Raw genomic sequence first — 16667 nt, 5'->3', positions numbered from 1 at the left:
AAAATGAAAAAGAACTTTAAATACATCATAACCTGCATGCTACCAATAGCTTTACTTTCGACCAGCTGTAATAAGTTACTAGAAGTAACGCCCAAATACATCTATACGACTAAACAAATATATGATAATGACTTACTTGCAGATAGTGTCGTACTAGCGCTATATGGAAAGTTTGCAACGGTACAAAATGATCTCTCACTGAATACCGGATTCTCCTCCGACGAATTCCAACCTGGCATCAATAACTTCAGTGAAGGTTTGACTTTTATGTACAACTATAACCTAAACCCATTTTCAGGATCTACAAATAGCTATTGGGAAACCTGCTATAGCGTTATCGGCATCGCTAATGCAATGGAAGAAGGTGTAGCCCAGTCCACAGGCATGACACAAGCTGGAAAAAATGAAGTCCTTGGACAAGCCAAATTTATGCGTGCATTGAATTATTATTTTTTAATCAATCTTTATGGCGAGGTGCCTTTAGTCCTATCCAGCAACTATAAAGAAGAACGTATCAAACCCCGAATGGCCATTGCAACAATATATGATCAGATTATTAAAGATCTTGAAGACGCAAGCCAGCTCCTTAACGCTCAATACCAGGGCGAACGCGTTCGGGCCAACAAATGGGCCGCTATAGCCCTGCTCTCCCGTATGTATCTCTTCACAAAAGAATGGGAAAAAGCAGAGCAATCCGCTAGTCAGGTCATAGCGCAGCAGCAACTCTATCGACTAGGACAATTCGATTCCCAAGATGGCACCAAAGCAATGGATATCTTCGTCAAAAATAATCCCGAGCAAATACTCCAGCTGTGGAATAGCTTGGGCTCTTCCATCGGAGGATACACCTTGAGCGAATTTACAAGCTATGCCGTGACCGATGACGCGAACGGTTTATTAAACGCATTCGAATCAGGTGATAGACGCAAAGACAATTACACCAATTTTCAAGAATCAACGACGAGCTATATCGTTTACAAATACCGCACAGATGGCGATAATGGTATGCCCAACAATGAATACACCTCGTTACTACGCCTCAGCGAACAATACCTGAATCGTGCAGAAGCCAGATTGCAGTTAGGTCAATCCACAGCCTTAGACGATATCAATATCCTTCGCAAACGAGCTGGTTTAACTCATATTTCCAACAATATCCCCAAACAAGAAGCATTGGAAGCCATTATACACGAACGCCAAGTTGAACTGTGTTTCGAATGGGCAGACCGTTGGTTTACACTCAAACGCTTAGGAATAGCCGATGCCGTTATGTCCAAAGCTAAGCCAGGTATATGGAAATCGTATGCTCAGCTGTACCCTGTACCGACTACCGAAATTCAAAACAACAGGCTATTGAAACAAAATCCAGGATATACAAACTAAACCATATACAATGAAAGCCATCACCCATTTAACCCTAGCACTGCTCGGTTCAATTTCCACACTTTATGCCCAAGAAAAAGCCTCTTATCTCATTCAAGGAACACTTAATGGGGTACCCAAGGAACAAAAAGGCATGCTATTTCTGCAACGTTATGATGCCGATTTCAGCTTAGATTCTGCACGCATTGATCAAGGAACCTTTCGTTTCAAAGGAACAGTCCAAGGCCCCGAAATGGCCAATTTATTTTACATAAATACTTTAGGTGAACGATCAGAAACACTGGATTTTTATATTGAAAAAGGAAAAATAACCATTAACGGCACATTAGGCAATTTCCATAAAGCCCGTATCAGTGGTTCAGCTCTCAATAGCGATGCTCAGCAATTTGACGAAACGCACAAAACCATCATAGATCATATAAGTACCCTTACGACCGAATATTTCAAAGCCGAAGAAATACTTTCTCAAGACAGCTTCAGCATGGATTCACCTGCACGGGCGATCATCAATAAAATCGATGTCGACCTCAACAAATGGTCGGCACAGCTCAGCAAAGAACAAGCTACATACATAGACCAACATCCAAACGATGCACTCAGTTTGTTCAAGTTAGAGCGATTACTTAAAGATACTGCCAACCAACAGCTGGTAACAACTTTATACGAAAAGCTCAATCCTAAACTTAAAAGTACCCCACTTGGACAACAGCTTTTAGAACAATTACGCAATCTTGATAACCTTAAAATGGGCGACATCGCTCCTGAGTTCGCATTGGCCGATACCACAGGTAAACAGATCAATCTGCACGACTTTCGTGGCAAATACGTTCTCATTGATTTTTGGGCAAGCTGGTGTGTTCCTTGCCGCGTCGAAAATGAACATGTACAAAAAGCCTACGATACATACAAAGACAACGGTTTTGAAGTATTAGGCATCTCCACAGATATGATGCTGGACAGTTGGAAAAAAGCAGTCACCGACGATGGTATGACCTGGGTCAACGTTGTCGATCCAGAGAGTAAAGTAAGTGGTCAATACCATATCAAAAGTATTCCATCAAACTTTCTATTGGATCCAACCGGAAAAATCATCGGGATAAATCTACGTGGCGAAGCGCTTCACGAATCACTAAAAAACATATTTTAAATCAACACTTTATATACTAAATCACCAATGCATTTAAAACAACTGCTCTATCTTTCTCTTTTAGGTTTTAGCCCCGTGCTTGCCCACAACAGTGCTGCACCTGGCAATACCGAAATCGTATGGACCAAACAAAGTGCCGATACCACGGCTTTGCCCCTTGATAAAAATGTACGTTATGGCAAACTGACCAATGGCCTCACTTACTATATCCGCAAAAATACCGAACCGCAAGAGCGGGTATTTATGTACCTTGTCAACAAAGTTGGATCCATCTTAGAGAATGAACAACAACGAGGCTTGGCCCATTTTCTGGAACACATGGCGTTTAACGGTACCACACACTACCCCAACAATGCTCTGGTTGATTATCTACAAAAAAATGGTATCAGTTTTGGTGCCGACATCAATGCCTATACCAGTTTTAACGAAACAGTGTATCAGCTGCAATTACCATCCAATGACAGCCAATTGATCAACAACGGCTTTCAGATCCTTCAAGATTGGGCGCAAGGCATCAGCTTAGATCATAGTGAGATCGACAAAGAACGTGGTGTCATATTGGAAGAGAAACGTGCCGGAAAAAGCTTGGGCGAACGCATACAAGACAAAACGTTGCCTGTTGCGCTCAATCATTCGCTTTATGCAGAACGAATTCCGATCGGTACTGAACAGGTTATTCAGCATTTTCCCTACAAGGAGATCGAAAGTTTTTATAAAAATTGGTATCGTCCCAACCTGCAAGCTATTATTGTCGTTGGCGACATTGATGTCGATAAAACAGAACAATTATTAAAAAAACAATATTCAACTCTTAAAAATCCAGCAAAACCAACAGTAAGGCCAGACTATAAAATTCCATTAAAAGGTAAAAATCAATTTTTGGTTGTAACCGATCCCGAGATCACCTCCACCTCGATCGATATCAGTATCAAGTTTCCAGAAAAGAAACTCAAAAGTGCCGAAGACTTCAAGCAGTCTATTATCCGCGCACTTTTTAACGATATGATGGCCAATCGGTACAACCCAATTTTTCGTACCGCCAATCCACCATTTCTAGGCGGTGGCACATCATTGAGTGCCTTTATGGGTGGATTAGATGTATTTCAGATACAGATCAACGCCAAACCTGGTCGTTTAAAAGAAGGTTTTGATGCTGTTTGGCGTGAAATATTCCGTGTACAGCAACATGGCTTTACCACAGCAGAACTACAACGTGCCAAAGATTCGTATCTCAACCAAATTGAAAATATCCATCAAGAAAAAGACAAAATTTCTTCTTCGCAATACGTCGACGAATATATCCAGCACTTCCTAAATGGTATCGCTTCACCGGGTATCGATCATGAAGTAGTTTTGATCAACAGTATCCTTCCAACGATAGGATTACAAGATATTCAGCAAGTACTCCTTCAGAACCTCAAGGACACAGATCGCGACATTACTGTGCTGGCGCCAGAACAAGAGAAAGCACAGCTTCCAGACGAAGCAACTTTCGTGAGTTGGATAAGCGCTCTTTCAAAAGAGAAAACAAGCCCTTACGCTGAACAATCCAATGATCAATCGCTATTGACAGGCAAACCTCAAGCAGGCACAATCGTTAAAGAGGTAAAGGATGAAACCCTTGGCACCACGACCTTAACATTGAGCAACAATATTAAGGTCACATTAAAGCCCACTAACTTTCAAAACAACCAGATTAGTTTTCAAGGTTTTTCTTACGGCGGTACCTCGCTTTACAACGACCAAGACTTTCAGAGCGCCAACAATGCTGTTAATTTTGTTGGAGCTAGTGGATTGGGCAACTATACAGCCGACCAGTTCGAAAAATCGTTGGCTGGCCGCACAGCATCCGCATCGTCCTTTATCACCGAAACAGCACAAGGCGTAGGTGGGTTCTCTAATAACAAAGATCTAGAGCTGGCACTGGAGATGATGTATGGTTACTTCACCGAACCACGTCTCGACACGACCGTCATTGCAGGCATACTAGACAATGCAAAAGACGGTTTAAAGGACCGCGACAAGAACGGTGACGCTGTCTTTCAGGACTCCCTGATGGCTATCCTATCGGGCAATAATATCCGTCGTACGGGCTTGACTATTGACAAAATCAACCAAATCAATCCACAACGCGCATTTGAAATCTACAAAGAGCGTTTTTCAAATGCATCAGGCTATAACTTTACTTTTGTAGGCAGTTTTGATATAGAAAAGATCAAGCCACTGATAGCCACTTACATTGGCGGATTGCCGAGTACAGGTAATCAAGCACCCACCTTCCGCAATCTAAACATCAATATACCTGCAGGTAAGATCGAGAAAAAACTAGCGCTGAGCAAAGAAGACAAAGCCATGGTCTATCTGATTCTTTCGGGTGGTTACGATTACAACGCTGAAAATAATATTGCATTACAGGCATTTAGAGAAGTTTTAGAAATCCGTCTATTGGAAAGATTACGCGAAGAAGAAGGCGGTGTATACTCGCCATCCATTCAAATGGACTACAACAAAATCCCTGACGAGCGTTATACAATTTCGGTAGGATTCAGTTGTTCGGTAGCAAATGCAGATAAATTGGCTCAATATTCATTAGAAGAAATTGAGAAATTAAAAAATGACGGTCCTTCGGAAGACAATCTCAACAAGTTTAAAACCAATGACAAATTGAGCTACGAAGCAGCCATGAAAACCAATGACTTCTGGTCTAATTACCTCTATTCTAATCTTTATAATGGAGATGACATGTATCGCATCTTCAATCGTTCAGCATTACGAGATAAGCTAAACCAAAATGATGTTAAAAACATTGCTAAGAAGTTTGTTAGCGACAAAAATGTCATTAAAATTGTTCAACTCCCTGAAGCGAATAAATAATAAATCAATCATTCCCGTTCGATTATATTCGGACGGGATACTTTTATTGACAAGTTACCATCCTGTATCGGAGCTTAAAGAGATGGGGTTTCAATATTTTCGCAGGAAATAAATCCGATCTGAAGCCCCTTTGATAGAATTAAGCGCTGAATCTTATATTCCAACCGTTCAGTGGATTTAATCGACATCGTAAACCTGCTATCTTCCAATTCAATAGTAGTCAGTTCCAAATTGCCAATATGCAGTTGCAGATAAGACATTATTTCGTGTCTTCTTAATATCATGTTTTTACAGACTGAAAAAACCAATTTGTATTTCATCATATCAGCAGAAATTAAATATTAATAAATTGCCTATTCATCATTGACCAGATCATTAGGTCTATACCAAAAATAAGAAAGATGATAATATCCATTAATGACAAACTTACTCAACCTGCAAAATTTGAGGTTGAACTTGGACCATTATCCCACTGAACCGTTTCTCTCCTACTGTCAATGGAACCAAAAATTACTTGCATGAGATGCGATCAAACAGTTGCAAAAAGAACTTTAAGTGGTGGCCGATGATATGAAACAGTGTACATATAATACTGCACTGTATTACTCGTATCCATACATTATTAAATGGTTATTTTTAGTAATAACTTCTTTACTGCTCAACGGCGTATTATATGAACAATTTTGCAGATGGAGCTTAGAGAGAACTCATTTTAAAAAGAAAACTTTTGTTCAAATCAACGGAGCTCCGCTATATTATGTAAAGAAGGGAACCGGCACATATACGGTAGTTTTCCAATCAGGCATGGCTGTTCAGCAAGAATTTAAATCATCAGTAAACGATGTGCAGAGCGACCTGCTCAATTTATCGTCTAACAGTACTTGGATCAAATCTTCAAAAAGTGGACATCTCATTCAAATAAATGACGCACAATTGCTTATCGATGAGATCCAACGTTCTGTTCGCAGCAAGACCACCGACCAATGACATCATGATTTCCGGTAAAAATCCAGCCTTCCGCAGTATCACCAGAATAGATGACCGGCTAGGGGCAAACTTTTTGGATACAACCTTCCGTGATTTGAACACTTTTGATCAGGTTTCTCATCATAATTTTGATTTAAATTAAAAATAATAGATCTATGAGCAACATGAAAGAAGTAAAATTGGGCAGTCAAGGACTTACCATACCACCGATTGGTCTTGGCTGTATGGGTATGACAACAGGTTTCGGTGGAGATATCTACGGAAAAGCAGATGAAAAAGAAGCGATCGCTACTATCCATCGTTCATTGGAGCTGGGTGGCAATTTTTTAGATACGGCAGATATATATGGTCCTTTTCTTAACGAACAGTTAATAGCAAAAGCGATCAAGGGTAATAGAGAAAAATACATCATAGCTTCAAAATTCGGATTCGAAATTGACGACAACGGACAGGCAACTGGCGCATTCAATAGCAGTAAAAATTACATAAAAAAAGCCGTAGAACGTTCCCTGAAAAATCTGGGTACCGATTATATTGATATGTATTACCAGCATCGATTGGATACCAGTACACCAATTGAAGAGACCGTAGCAGCGATGGGCGAATTGGTAAAAGAAGGAAAAATAAAATATATCGGTCTTTCGGAAGTAAATTCTGAAACCATCAAAAGAGCACATCAGATTCACCCACTTACAGCAGTACAGTCCGAATATTCCTTGTTTGAAAGACAAATTGAAGAACTGGGCATTCTGGATACACTAAAAGAATTAGGGATCAGCTTAATCGCATACTCACCAGTAGGGCGTGGATTTTTAAACGGAACAATACAAAAACCAGAAGATTTTAATGAAAATGATTTCCGAAGATTTATACCAAAATATCAAGGTGAGCAGTTTTTCAAAAATGTAGAATTGGTAAATGAAATTAAGAAAGTGGCGGTTGAAAAAAATATCACTTCTGCACAGTTGGCTATTGCTTGGGTTATTGCTAAAGGTCACACGCCAATTCCAGGGACAAAACGCGTAAAATATGTAGAAGAGAATATAGCAGCAGCGAGTATTTCTTTGACGCAAGACGATCTGAACCGTTTGGAAAGTATTATTCCTTTGGGTACAGAAACAGGCGCAAGATACGATGCTGAAAGTATGAAAGGCGTTAATTTGTAACAGGCTAAACAGTGGATAAATTAACGTTTATCCACTGTTTTTTTTATAAATTTATAAAATGAAAAATAATAAAACTTATTTTCTAAACACAGTTTCAGAACTTCATCATTTCTTAAACATCAAAAAACCAGCACATCCTTTAGTAAGTGTTGTGAATCTTGATGAGATCAATTCTTGTGTTGCTGAAGAAATGTTAACGATTGTCTATAATTTCTACACGATTTATCTGAAAAAGAATTTTGACGGAAAAGTAAAATATGGTCAGCAATATTATGATTATGACGATGGGATAATGACCTTTTTTGCACCCAAACAACTATTTTCGATTGAACAAAACAGTTCATCAACAGTGGAAGGTTGGATGATTGTTTTTCATCCCGATTTTATTCAAAGTTATGCTTTAGCAAAACGTATTAAAGAATACGGTTTTTTCGCATATGCAAACAATGAAGCATTGCATCTCTCGGACAAAGAAGAGTCCGTAATCTCAGGACTGATGCTAAATCTTCAACAGGAAATTGAAGCCATGATAGACAACTACACACAAGATGTTGTTGTTTCTCATATTGATTTGTTGCTGAATTATTGCAACCGCTTTTACAACCGTCAGTTTATTACACGTAAAAAAGCGTCAAATGATTTATTCTTAAAATTTGAGGATTTATTAAATGCATATTATCAACATGATGATTTAAGTGTATTAGGCCTGCCGTCCGTTCAGTACTTCGCCGAACGATTATCGGTATCATCAAACTATCTCAATGATATGCTGAAAAATTTGACAGGGCAAACTACACAGCAACATATTCAAAACCAGCTCTTGGAAAAAGCCAAAGAACTATTGTCAACAACGGAATTATCTGTAAGTGAAATTGCTTATCAGTTAGGTTTTGAATATCCCCAATCATTCAGTAAACTTTTCAAAAAGAAAACCGAAAGATCACCTTTAGAATTTAGACAGTCATTTAATTGACCGTTTAATTATTAAAACGTTATCAGGATCAAAACCTCCTAGAGACTACGTCACGGGCTACTTCAGTACTCCTTATTCAATAACCCCGTCAGGGATCACCATATCATTCTCCAAATGCCGACGACTTATCCGCTCCTGTGATAAAAAGTGGTAAGAAATGGTATAAAAAAGTGCATTTGAAAAAATTGGGGTATAATATGCGATCTTGGGCAGAAAGCTTTTTATCTTTTCTACTTTTGCCCAAACTTAAGCCCAATGATTAGATATTTAATTGCACTTTACTTCTTATTAACAGTTCAATTTGGAATTGCCCAGAGCATAAAGCTTTCCGGTCTGGTTAAAGACTCCTTGTCAAACAGTCCAATACCTTATGCCAGTATTGGCCTACTTGATACCTACAACAAGGTAATCGATGGAATGATGACAGATTCACTTGGAGCTTTTCGATTTTCCAATATCAAGAAGGGAAAATACAAAATCAATGTCAAATTCATCGGTTACAAACAAATACACCGGTCTATTGAAATCAAGGATCAAAAGAAAATCGATATTGGAACCTTATTACTGGCTTCAACTGGGCAAAATCTTCAAGAGGTAGCCATTACTGCCAATACAGCAACACAAAAACACAGTAGTGATAGACAGGCGTATATGACAAGTCAATACAAAAATGCCACAGGTGGCACTGCATTGGATATTGTGAAAAATTTACCCTCAGCATCGGTTGATGCGAGTGGCAATATCAGTATGCGTGGTAATACGGGTGTCATTGTATTAATAAATGGGAAACCCTCTTTCCTGGATCCTGCAACTATCTTAAATCAGATAGCGGCCAACGATGTCACCGAAATAGAATATATCACCAGTCCCACCGCCCAGTTTGATCCGGATGGCAAAGGTGGCATCATCAATCTAAAAACAAAAAAATCTACTGCCGCTGGATTTTCCTGGTTAGTCAATCTTCAAGCCGGTTTACCGAGTATAGATGACTATAATAATCGTGAGCCGCAAAAGCGTTTCGGAGGCGACATTGCTTTCCAATACAAAAAGAAAAAATTAGCATTAAATGGTGCTGCAAATTATCTCAGAAATGATAATGCTGGATTTAGGGAAGGTGATGTCAATACGGTCATTGGGGACCGTCAGACCATTTTTCCTTCAAAAGGTGAAAGAAGCTTTGATAAATATAACTTCGGCATGAGAGTAAACAGTTCGTACGAAATATCTGACAAACATGCTGTGAGCTTAGGTATGCTAGCTTCCCGAAAATTTCAAGATCGACTTGCCGATATTTACTATAACAACAGGACCATCCGTCCATCTACAGGTGAGGAAATAAGCCGAACAGACTATTTCAATTCTAATCTCCAGAATAAACAAGGAGAATTTTACATGTTTGATTTTAATTATCAATATCAAATCAACACCGCTAATTCCCTTCAAATGGGTGTTATCTATGAATATGCTCATATTTATGGCTCAACCAAAAATGGAAATATCGAGCATGATGTGGATACAGTACAGTGGACCCACAATAAGTATAAAAATCCACTTCATGGATTAAGACTTTCCCTACAGCACACCTGGAAATCTGATCATCAGGAATTATCGACCGGTTACCAGTTAAGGAACGATAACCAAAAAGGAAGTTTCGACTATTACGCTTCTCAAAATGGCAGCGGCAACCAGCAATTAGTTCCAGAATTTACTGGTAAACTAACAGCGACCAATCGTGTACATGCTATTTTCACACAGTATAATCAGCAATTTTCAGCTACCCAGCTGTCCCTAGGTCTCCGCTACGAATATTACCAGCGTGATCTGCATTTACTTCATACGGATCAGAAATATCCCTATGCTATTCATCAACTATATCCAACCTTTAATTTAATGCACGATCTGGGATCCGGTTGGTCATGGAAAGTAGCTGCATCCAGACGGGTGCAACGTAACAATAACTTTGAGCTGAATCCTATTCCAGAACGGGAACACTCCGAAACCTTAGAACAGGGAGATCCGAAATTATTGCCCGAGTTCACTGTAAATACTGAAACAGGACTGATTAAAAAACTAAAAACAGGAAGCATTTTTTTTAACGGCTATTACCAACACACTAAAAATCCGATCCAAAGAGTAAATTCCGTTTATGCAGATACCATTCTTCGCCGTGTCTTTACAAATGCCGATTATGCCTCTCGATATGGTGCGGAGATAGGTGGCGAAGGTCGATTGATTTCCTGGCTGAAGGTTAATGGTGGACTAAATGTATACCATTACAAAATTTCAGGACAGGTGTTAAATTATCAGGATACCAGAACAAATCAGGACTGGGTATACTCCATTAATGCGGGTATTCAGGCTGATTTCTTAAAAAACTGGAGTACAGGACTACAGCTAAATTATTTATCAGAAAAACCCACCGTACAGGGTATGGATTCCCGATTTATCGTACCGAACTTTAATTTAAGTAAAGCTTTTTGGAAGGGAGCACTAACGGCTCAATTGCAATGGCAATTCATTGAGCTTGGTGACTGGGGTGTAAACGAACAACGAATTACCACCTACTCCAGTGACTTCTACACCACGACAAACTACATTTATGAAAAAAATATAGTTTTGCTTAATCTAAGCTTCAATATGCATAAACTGAATAAATTATTTAAACTACCGAAAAGCGAATTTGGAGAAAAAGAATTTTAGTTTCCTTGTTTTTTGAATTCCGAAGGAGTCATACCCGTATAACGCTTAAAATATTTTGAAAAATTTGATTTATCAGAAAACCCTAAGGCATATGCGACCTCAGATATCGTATTTGCGGTATAGAACAACAGTCTTTTGGCTTCCTTAATAATATACCCTGCTAATACCTCCGACGCCGTTTGATCGGCATTAGTCTTGCAGTTAGCACTGAGGTTTTGTGGACTCGTATTCAGCTGAGAAGCGTAGTGGGCAACATGGTTTACAACTCTGATCTCTTTGTTGAGTAATTCACAGAATCGGTCATAAAGATTTTGCTGCGTATATTTAGCCTGTTTTGAACTGGCTTTATATTCTAATACTTTTGCCAAGAAAGCTTTAAACAAGCCTTCTTGGCAAATTTTATTATCTTCCACAGCTAAAAGCTTCAGTAGATTTTCAAAAACGGCACCTTTATCGAAGTATATGGTGTTGAAGTGACAAATAGTACCGACCAGCCGATTTATTTCCAGATCCAAACTTTGGCTCACAAAAGCATCTTTTACCAACAGCACAAAACCCTTTACCGGATTGACCAGCTCCCAATGATGTACATTATCTTTCTGAATGATGAGTAAACAAGGTGTCTTTATAATTGATTCCTGACCATCAATTATATGCTTTCCCGACGTAGAAGATAGAAAAACAAGCTCTAAATAGCCATTATGCTTATGCGGTCTAGTTATATTTTTGGACAGGTCAAAATCAACAACTTTTATTAACCTTTGAACATCCAGTTTATCTTTTATTGCTATCTTTTTTCGATCTTTCATTGCTTCACAATTATAGTAAACAATACTGTGAAAATTTACATTTCAAAACAACTTAATAAGAACCTCAGCCTATAATCCATGATCATCCATCTTCTTGAATATAAAATCAAAGATTTTTCTCCATTGATTCATGTCACTATATCCAAGCGGATTAATCTTTTAAAGATCTGGTCACGACAACCTTGCCTTTTGCACGACCACTTTCTACATAAGTCAGTGCATCATTGGTTTTCTCGAATGGGAAAATTTGATCTATAACTGCTTTTAACTGATTAGCTTCAATCAATTTGGTAATTTCTGCTAATTGTTGACCGTTTGCGCGCATAAATAGAAAAGTGTAGTCAATTTTCAGCTTGTTTGCTTTTTTTTCTATGCCCCTACTCAATAAACTTATTATCAATTTCATATACCAGGCTAAACCCAGATCTTGAGCAAAATCTACAGTAGGAGGACCCGAGATTGATATAACTTTCCCTCCTGGTTTTAAAATACCGAAGCATTTCTCCAATGTTTTGGTATCCTGACTATGCAATACAACATCATAATCACTGATTATATCTTCAAATTTTTCAGTTTTATAGTCAATCAAAAGATCTGCACCGAGCGCGCTCAGTTGATCAAAACTATTTTTACTCGCAGTGGTTGCCACCTTTGCACCCAAATATTTAGCCAATTGGATAGCAATCGTTCCTACTCCACCCGATCCGGCCTGAATAAATACTTTTTGACCTTTTTTAATCTGAGCAATTTCAACAAGAGCCTGCCAGGCGGTCAATCCGACGAGTGGTATGGAAGCGGCCTCTTCCATCGTCATATTCGTCGGTTTTAAAGCAATATCATTTTCATCTATGGCAACATATTCCGCAAAACCACCAATACTAAAATCGGGAAGCCTAGCATAGATTTCATCGCCGACCTGAAAGTTTTTCACTTTTGAACCAACCTGCACGATAACACCTGCCACATCGTGACCTAGAATAAGAGGCATTTTATAGGGTAATAATAATTTGAAATCACCATGTTTTAACTTAGCATCCAATTGATTGATACTGGCAGCATAGATTTCCACCAATACTTCATGCTCTTTAATCTTGGGTGCCGGAACTTCAACAAGTGCTAACGTATCCGTTTTACTATAGCGGTTAATGCGAAATGCTTTCATTGATCAGGATTTTAATAAGGGATTTATTTTCTTCGGGTTAACAAGATTAAAAGTTAGTTTAGGGAAGATACGGTTTAAAATATAAACCAATTTGGAAGAGCCCACTCGAATGTGAAAGCGGTCTTTCTCTAATCCAGCAACTAAAGCTTTTACCAGTTCTTCGGGACTTAATTTAGGATCATTTCTATCTACAGTCATTGCTGTAGCAACAAGTGGGGGTACAAGCTCGAATACTTTCACATGGCTTTTTAAAATTCCAAGATGTGCACGTAGAGCTGTTGTATAAAATGCAAGCGCAGTCTTCGATGATGAGTAAGTTGCCTCAAGCAAAGAAGGTACATAACTCAACAGCGATGTGGTATTGATAATCGCAGTTTCAGGTCTTGACTTCAACATATCAAGAAAAAGATTATTCAAACGAATAACTCCTAAATAATTGATATTCATCTCATAGGCGGCTCCTTGCAGATGTTTTACATTTGAAATCCCGAGATTAGAAGGTTCGACTCCAACTCCGGCATTATTATATAAAATATCTATTCCACCGAGTTTTTCGATTTCCTTAAAGAGTAACTGTGCTTCTTCCTCAGAAGCGACATCACTTTTAATCGGAATGACACCGGGGTACATTGCTTTTGCTGCATCCAATTTAGCTTGATTTCGTCCTGTAATAATGACATGAACACCTTTTTCTAAAAATTGTTTTGCGGCCTCCAGCCCTATTCCAGATGTTCCCCCTGTTATTAGTATTGTTTTTCCTTTTAGTTCCATAATTGATATAAATTGCTTAAAGTGGTTCTTCATTCGTTAACAAAATGAAGACCCGTAGTAAAAACCCGCTGCCCTGGATTTACATCCGAAGGTGCCAAACGCTTTTTTTCCTTTGTGCAGATCTGAGTACGAATATGCACCAGTTGTAATGATTAATCCGGCAGAAGCACGCTGTTTGTATAAAGTGTCGTTAGCTCAGTTGCTTTATTTTCGGGATTATCAGAACGGCTTCTAGTCATGGGAGCCATCACTATACGGTTGCGTAATTGTAATCCATTTTTATGGTAAGAATCAAAAATTGCACTGTTCTCCATGGTATTAATAATTTAAAATCGTAAATTTACTTGCATTTTGCAAGTGCAAATATAAATATCAACTTGCAAAATGCAAGTGTTTTTAAAAAAAAGTACATTATTATGAAAAATAGATCGCAATGCCCTATCAGCTGTTCACTAGATATTTTAGGAGATAAGTGGTCATTATTGCTCATCCGGGATTTGATGCTATCGAAGCAATGCACGTATGGTGACTTCTTAAAATCTGAGGAAAAGATCGCAACGAATATCTTGGCTTCAAGATTGTTGATGCTCGAAGAAAATGGACTGATCAGTAAATTAGAACATCCGGAAAGTAAAGCAAAAGTGTTATACACGCTTACTAAAAAGGGAATAGATTTACTCCCGTTATTGATTGAAATGCAATTATGGGCAGATAAATATTACACGATACCCGTAGAACAGAAGGAGATTATTAATGCTGTAAAAAAAGACAAAGCAGGTTTTATAAAAAAACAGAAGAAAATATTATTGGATTTTGTAAAAAACCCTTGATTTTTTATAGGAGAATATACTATACCTTAAATATAGTTTAGCAAAGTTGAGTTCTCCCTAACATATTTACAGGAGCAAATACCTAGTTGCCTGCTCCTGTATCATGATCACTTTTTCCTTATTCTCTCTAGAAGTCGACTAGTCACATAGCTCAGGTCCGTCCCGACTACAGCCATCAAGGCAGTATGCATAACATCAGCAAGAGAAAAACTTGCCCAGATGGAACAGAGCTTACCTCCTAGAGTTCCGATACGGATATCATTGCCTTTCATCCCGCACCTCCTTTTCTTGATTCGGCAAGATCTGCTTTGGTGGTGTAGGCTCCTCCTCTCCTTTTTCGCGACCTAGTACAGCCGGAATTCCGATCTGCTCACCATGTCCGGTATTATTTTCGTTTTTCAAGTTTATAACTCCCTACCGGGATACAGCTAAGCCTCTCCAAATTATTGCGCCAGGGCAGTTCGATAGTACGGCAGATTACCTCACCTTCAAAAGTGAGGATACCTTTCGACCCTTGCTCTCTAAAAATCCGTTGGAGATGCAAGATTTGTTTTGTTGACATTTTTATGTTTTAACTATTTACATTCCCTGCTGCCAACTCAATGTTCCTACAGTACGACTATAAAATATGGATTCCTAAACTGTTCAGAATTTTTATACATAACACAAAATACAACTTCACAAATGCAACACTGTTGCTTTTTCAGAATTATTTATTACTTTCGCCTATTATTAAATAAATAGATATGATAGAAACATTTAACATGAGACCTCCGCATTTTTTAGTCTATGGATTATTGATGTTGGCTTTAATGAGCTGTAAAAAAGATGGCGCGATGGCATTACCTGAGATTTCCTTTGACCTACCCGCAGACATCAATCTGGAGTATGGGAAACATGATACAATTGACTTAAACACATTCATTATTAATCAAGGAAATGGTGTCAATTTTTCTATAGATTTTGAACCCACCGAGAATGTACAGATTACACCCCAAATAACATTGCATAATCAACTTGAAAAAGCAATTTTTGTCGATAAATCTGGAAAATTGTTTATTAAAAGCGAAGAATTATATCCTAATGGAACCACCTCCAGCTTAAATGGCAAAAAAATTCCTGCACAATACAGCGTAACAGTGTCCGCCAAATCAACTGATGGTAAAGAAGTCGCTCAGAAATTGTTGTCAATACGTGTTTTAGAGTTGGAAGATCTTCAATTTAAATATTTTCATGAATTAAAAAAAGGTCAACTAAAAATGCTTAATACCTTATATTCTGACACAGAAAGTTATTTAACTTTAGCAAAGCCAGTTCCTTCTAAGAACTTAATACTAAAGCTTCCTGAAGCACAAGCAAGAGAGGTGGGATTTTCATTGCAGGACAATGCGCTAAAGGTCTATTGGAAAGGTAACCCAAACCAAGAGCATGACAAATACATGGAATTAAATCCTAAATTGGAGAAAGATGGTTTCGCTATCGGCTCAGCAAGTTTTTCGGTCAGGTACATTCCAAAAATTGAATTCTTTTTTGGCGATTTATATCTCGATCCGTCTACCAAATCCATTAAAAAGATCAATACCAGCTTTAGACGCAGCTCGGTTGAAGGTGGTAGCATGGTTCAACCCACTTTTTTTCCAGAGAAATTGATATCCGGCTTTGAAATTTCTTCTATAGAGAAAGATGGTCATGTATTTAATGACTCTGAAACAGTATTTACCATAGACAAAGGAACAGGAATGGTAAGTGTAAAAAATAATACTTCATTGAAAGCTGGAATTTACACACTTGCATTACAAGCAAACACCACGAATGGTCAAAAAGTAATAACAACACTCTCTTTGGGTTTAGAGTAAAAAATTACG

Annotated in this window: 16 protein-coding genes; 9 read left to right on the top strand and 7 right to left on the bottom strand. The window is 38.3% G+C overall.

What is annotated here, in order from left to right; all coding sequences use genetic code 11:
* Nucleotides 1–3: 3 nt before the first annotated feature.
* From HCX49_RS03900 to HCX49_RS03890, 3 genes are read left to right on the top strand one after another with little or no spacing between them, the layout of a single operon-like run.
* Nucleotides 4–1383 carry a RagB/SusD family nutrient uptake outer membrane protein gene (locus HCX49_RS03900; RefSeq protein ID WP_168126222.1) on the top strand — a complete coding sequence of 460 codons (1380 nt, stop codon included), beginning with the start codon at nucleotides 4–6 and terminating at the stop codon, nucleotides 1381–1383.
* Between the two features lie 10 nt (nucleotides 1384–1393).
* The gene (locus tag HCX49_RS03895) at nucleotides 1394–2530 is read left to right on the top strand and encodes a TlpA disulfide reductase family protein (protein WP_168126221.1); all 1137 of its coding nucleotides are present in this window, start codon (nucleotides 1394–1396) and stop codon (nucleotides 2528–2530) included.
* A gap of 27 nt (nucleotides 2531–2557) precedes the next feature.
* The gene (locus HCX49_RS03890) at nucleotides 2558–5404 is read left to right on the top strand and encodes a M16 family metallopeptidase (protein ID WP_168126220.1); all 2847 of its coding nucleotides are present in this window, start codon (nucleotides 2558–2560) and stop codon (nucleotides 5402–5404) included.
* Nucleotides 5405–5478: 74 nt separating this feature from the next.
* Here HCX49_RS03890 and HCX49_RS03885 read toward each other — a convergent pair whose 3' ends face one another.
* Nucleotides 5479–5688, bottom strand: a complete 210-nt coding sequence (locus tag HCX49_RS03885) for a hypothetical protein (RefSeq protein ID WP_168126219.1) — start codon at nucleotides 5686–5688, stop codon at nucleotides 5479–5481.
* A 286-nt stretch (nucleotides 5689–5974) separates the two neighbouring features.
* Between HCX49_RS03885 and HCX49_RS03880 the strand changes: the two genes are divergently transcribed.
* The 4 genes from HCX49_RS03880 to HCX49_RS03865 all read left to right on the top strand — a co-directional run bounded on the left by HCX49_RS03880 (nucleotide 5975) and on the right by HCX49_RS03865 (nucleotide 11230).
* Nucleotides 5975–6391: a hypothetical protein gene (locus tag HCX49_RS03880; RefSeq protein WP_168126218.1), complete on the top strand. Its 417-nt coding sequence runs from the start codon at nucleotides 5975–5977 to the stop codon at nucleotides 6389–6391.
* Nucleotides 6392–6555: 164 nt separating this feature from the next.
* On the top strand, nucleotides 6556–7557 hold the full coding sequence (locus HCX49_RS03875; protein ID WP_206368206.1) for an aldo/keto reductase: 1002 nt from the start codon (nucleotides 6556–6558) through the stop codon (nucleotides 7555–7557).
* Between the two features lie 58 nt (nucleotides 7558–7615).
* Nucleotides 7616–8530, top strand: coding sequence for a helix-turn-helix domain-containing protein (locus HCX49_RS03870; RefSeq protein WP_168126216.1), 915 nt, complete (start codon nucleotides 7616–7618; stop codon nucleotides 8528–8530).
* A gap of 255 nt (nucleotides 8531–8785) precedes the next feature.
* On the top strand, nucleotides 8786–11230 hold the full coding sequence (locus tag HCX49_RS03865; protein ID WP_168126215.1) for a TonB-dependent receptor: 2445 nt from the start codon (nucleotides 8786–8788) through the stop codon (nucleotides 11228–11230).
* Here the strand turns inward: HCX49_RS03865 and HCX49_RS03860 are convergent.
* The 4 genes from HCX49_RS03860 to HCX49_RS03845 form a co-directional block, all read right to left on the bottom strand.
* Complete coding sequence (locus HCX49_RS03860; protein WP_168126214.1) at nucleotides 11227–12039, bottom strand: AraC family transcriptional regulator; 813 nt, start codon at nucleotides 12037–12039, stop codon at nucleotides 11227–11229. The two genes, HCX49_RS03865 and HCX49_RS03860, sit on opposite strands and share 4 nt — an antisense overlap.
* Nucleotides 12040–12190: 151 nt before the next feature.
* On the bottom strand, nucleotides 12191–13201 hold the full coding sequence (locus HCX49_RS03855) for an NADP-dependent oxidoreductase (protein WP_168126213.1): 1011 nt from the start codon (nucleotides 13199–13201) through the stop codon (nucleotides 12191–12193).
* Between the two features lie 3 nt (nucleotides 13202–13204).
* Nucleotides 13205–13972, bottom strand: coding sequence for an SDR family oxidoreductase (locus HCX49_RS03850; protein WP_168127016.1), 768 nt, complete (start codon nucleotides 13970–13972; stop codon nucleotides 13205–13207).
* 152 nt (nucleotides 13973–14124) lie between these two features.
* A complete protein-coding gene (locus HCX49_RS03845; protein ID WP_168126212.1) occupies nucleotides 14125–14286 on the bottom strand; it encodes a hypothetical protein in 162 nt (53 codons plus the stop codon).
* 102 nt (nucleotides 14287–14388) lie between these two features.
* Here HCX49_RS03845 and HCX49_RS03840 point away from each other — a divergent pair, with 102 nt between their 5' ends.
* The gene (locus tag HCX49_RS03840) at nucleotides 14389–14802 is read left to right on the top strand and encodes a winged helix-turn-helix transcriptional regulator (protein WP_168126211.1); all 414 of its coding nucleotides are present in this window, start codon (nucleotides 14389–14391) and stop codon (nucleotides 14800–14802) included.
* Nucleotides 14803–15060: 258 nt separating this feature from the next.
* Here the strand turns inward: HCX49_RS03840 and HCX49_RS03835 are convergent, their stop codons facing one another.
* Together HCX49_RS03835 and HCX49_RS03830 are read right to left on the bottom strand one after the other, a co-directional pair.
* Nucleotides 15061–15204, bottom strand: a complete 144-nt coding sequence (locus HCX49_RS03835; protein WP_165905805.1) for a hypothetical protein — start codon at nucleotides 15202–15204, stop codon at nucleotides 15061–15063.
* Nucleotides 15188–15364 carry a DUF5675 family protein gene (locus tag HCX49_RS03830; RefSeq protein WP_156169837.1) on the bottom strand — a complete coding sequence of 59 codons (177 nt, stop codon included), beginning with the start codon at nucleotides 15362–15364 and terminating at the stop codon, nucleotides 15188–15190. Before HCX49_RS03830 ends, HCX49_RS03835 begins: the two co-directional genes overlap by 17 nt.
* A gap of 184 nt (nucleotides 15365–15548) precedes the next feature.
* Here HCX49_RS03830 and HCX49_RS03825 point away from each other — a divergent pair, with 184 nt between their 5' ends.
* The gene (locus tag HCX49_RS03825) at nucleotides 15549–16658 is read left to right on the top strand and encodes a hypothetical protein (protein ID WP_168126210.1); all 1110 of its coding nucleotides are present in this window, start codon (nucleotides 15549–15551) and stop codon (nucleotides 16656–16658) included.
* The last annotated feature ends 9 nt before the right edge of the window (nucleotides 16659–16667 follow it).

Source organism: Sphingobacterium sp. B16(2022), assembly GCF_012030425.1.
Lineage (GTDB): Bacteria > Bacteroidota > Bacteroidia > Sphingobacteriales > Sphingobacteriaceae > Sphingobacterium > Sphingobacterium anhuiense.
The sequence above is the reverse complement of the archived record's forward strand: the minus strand, read 5'-3'. Positions and strand labels throughout refer to the sequence as shown.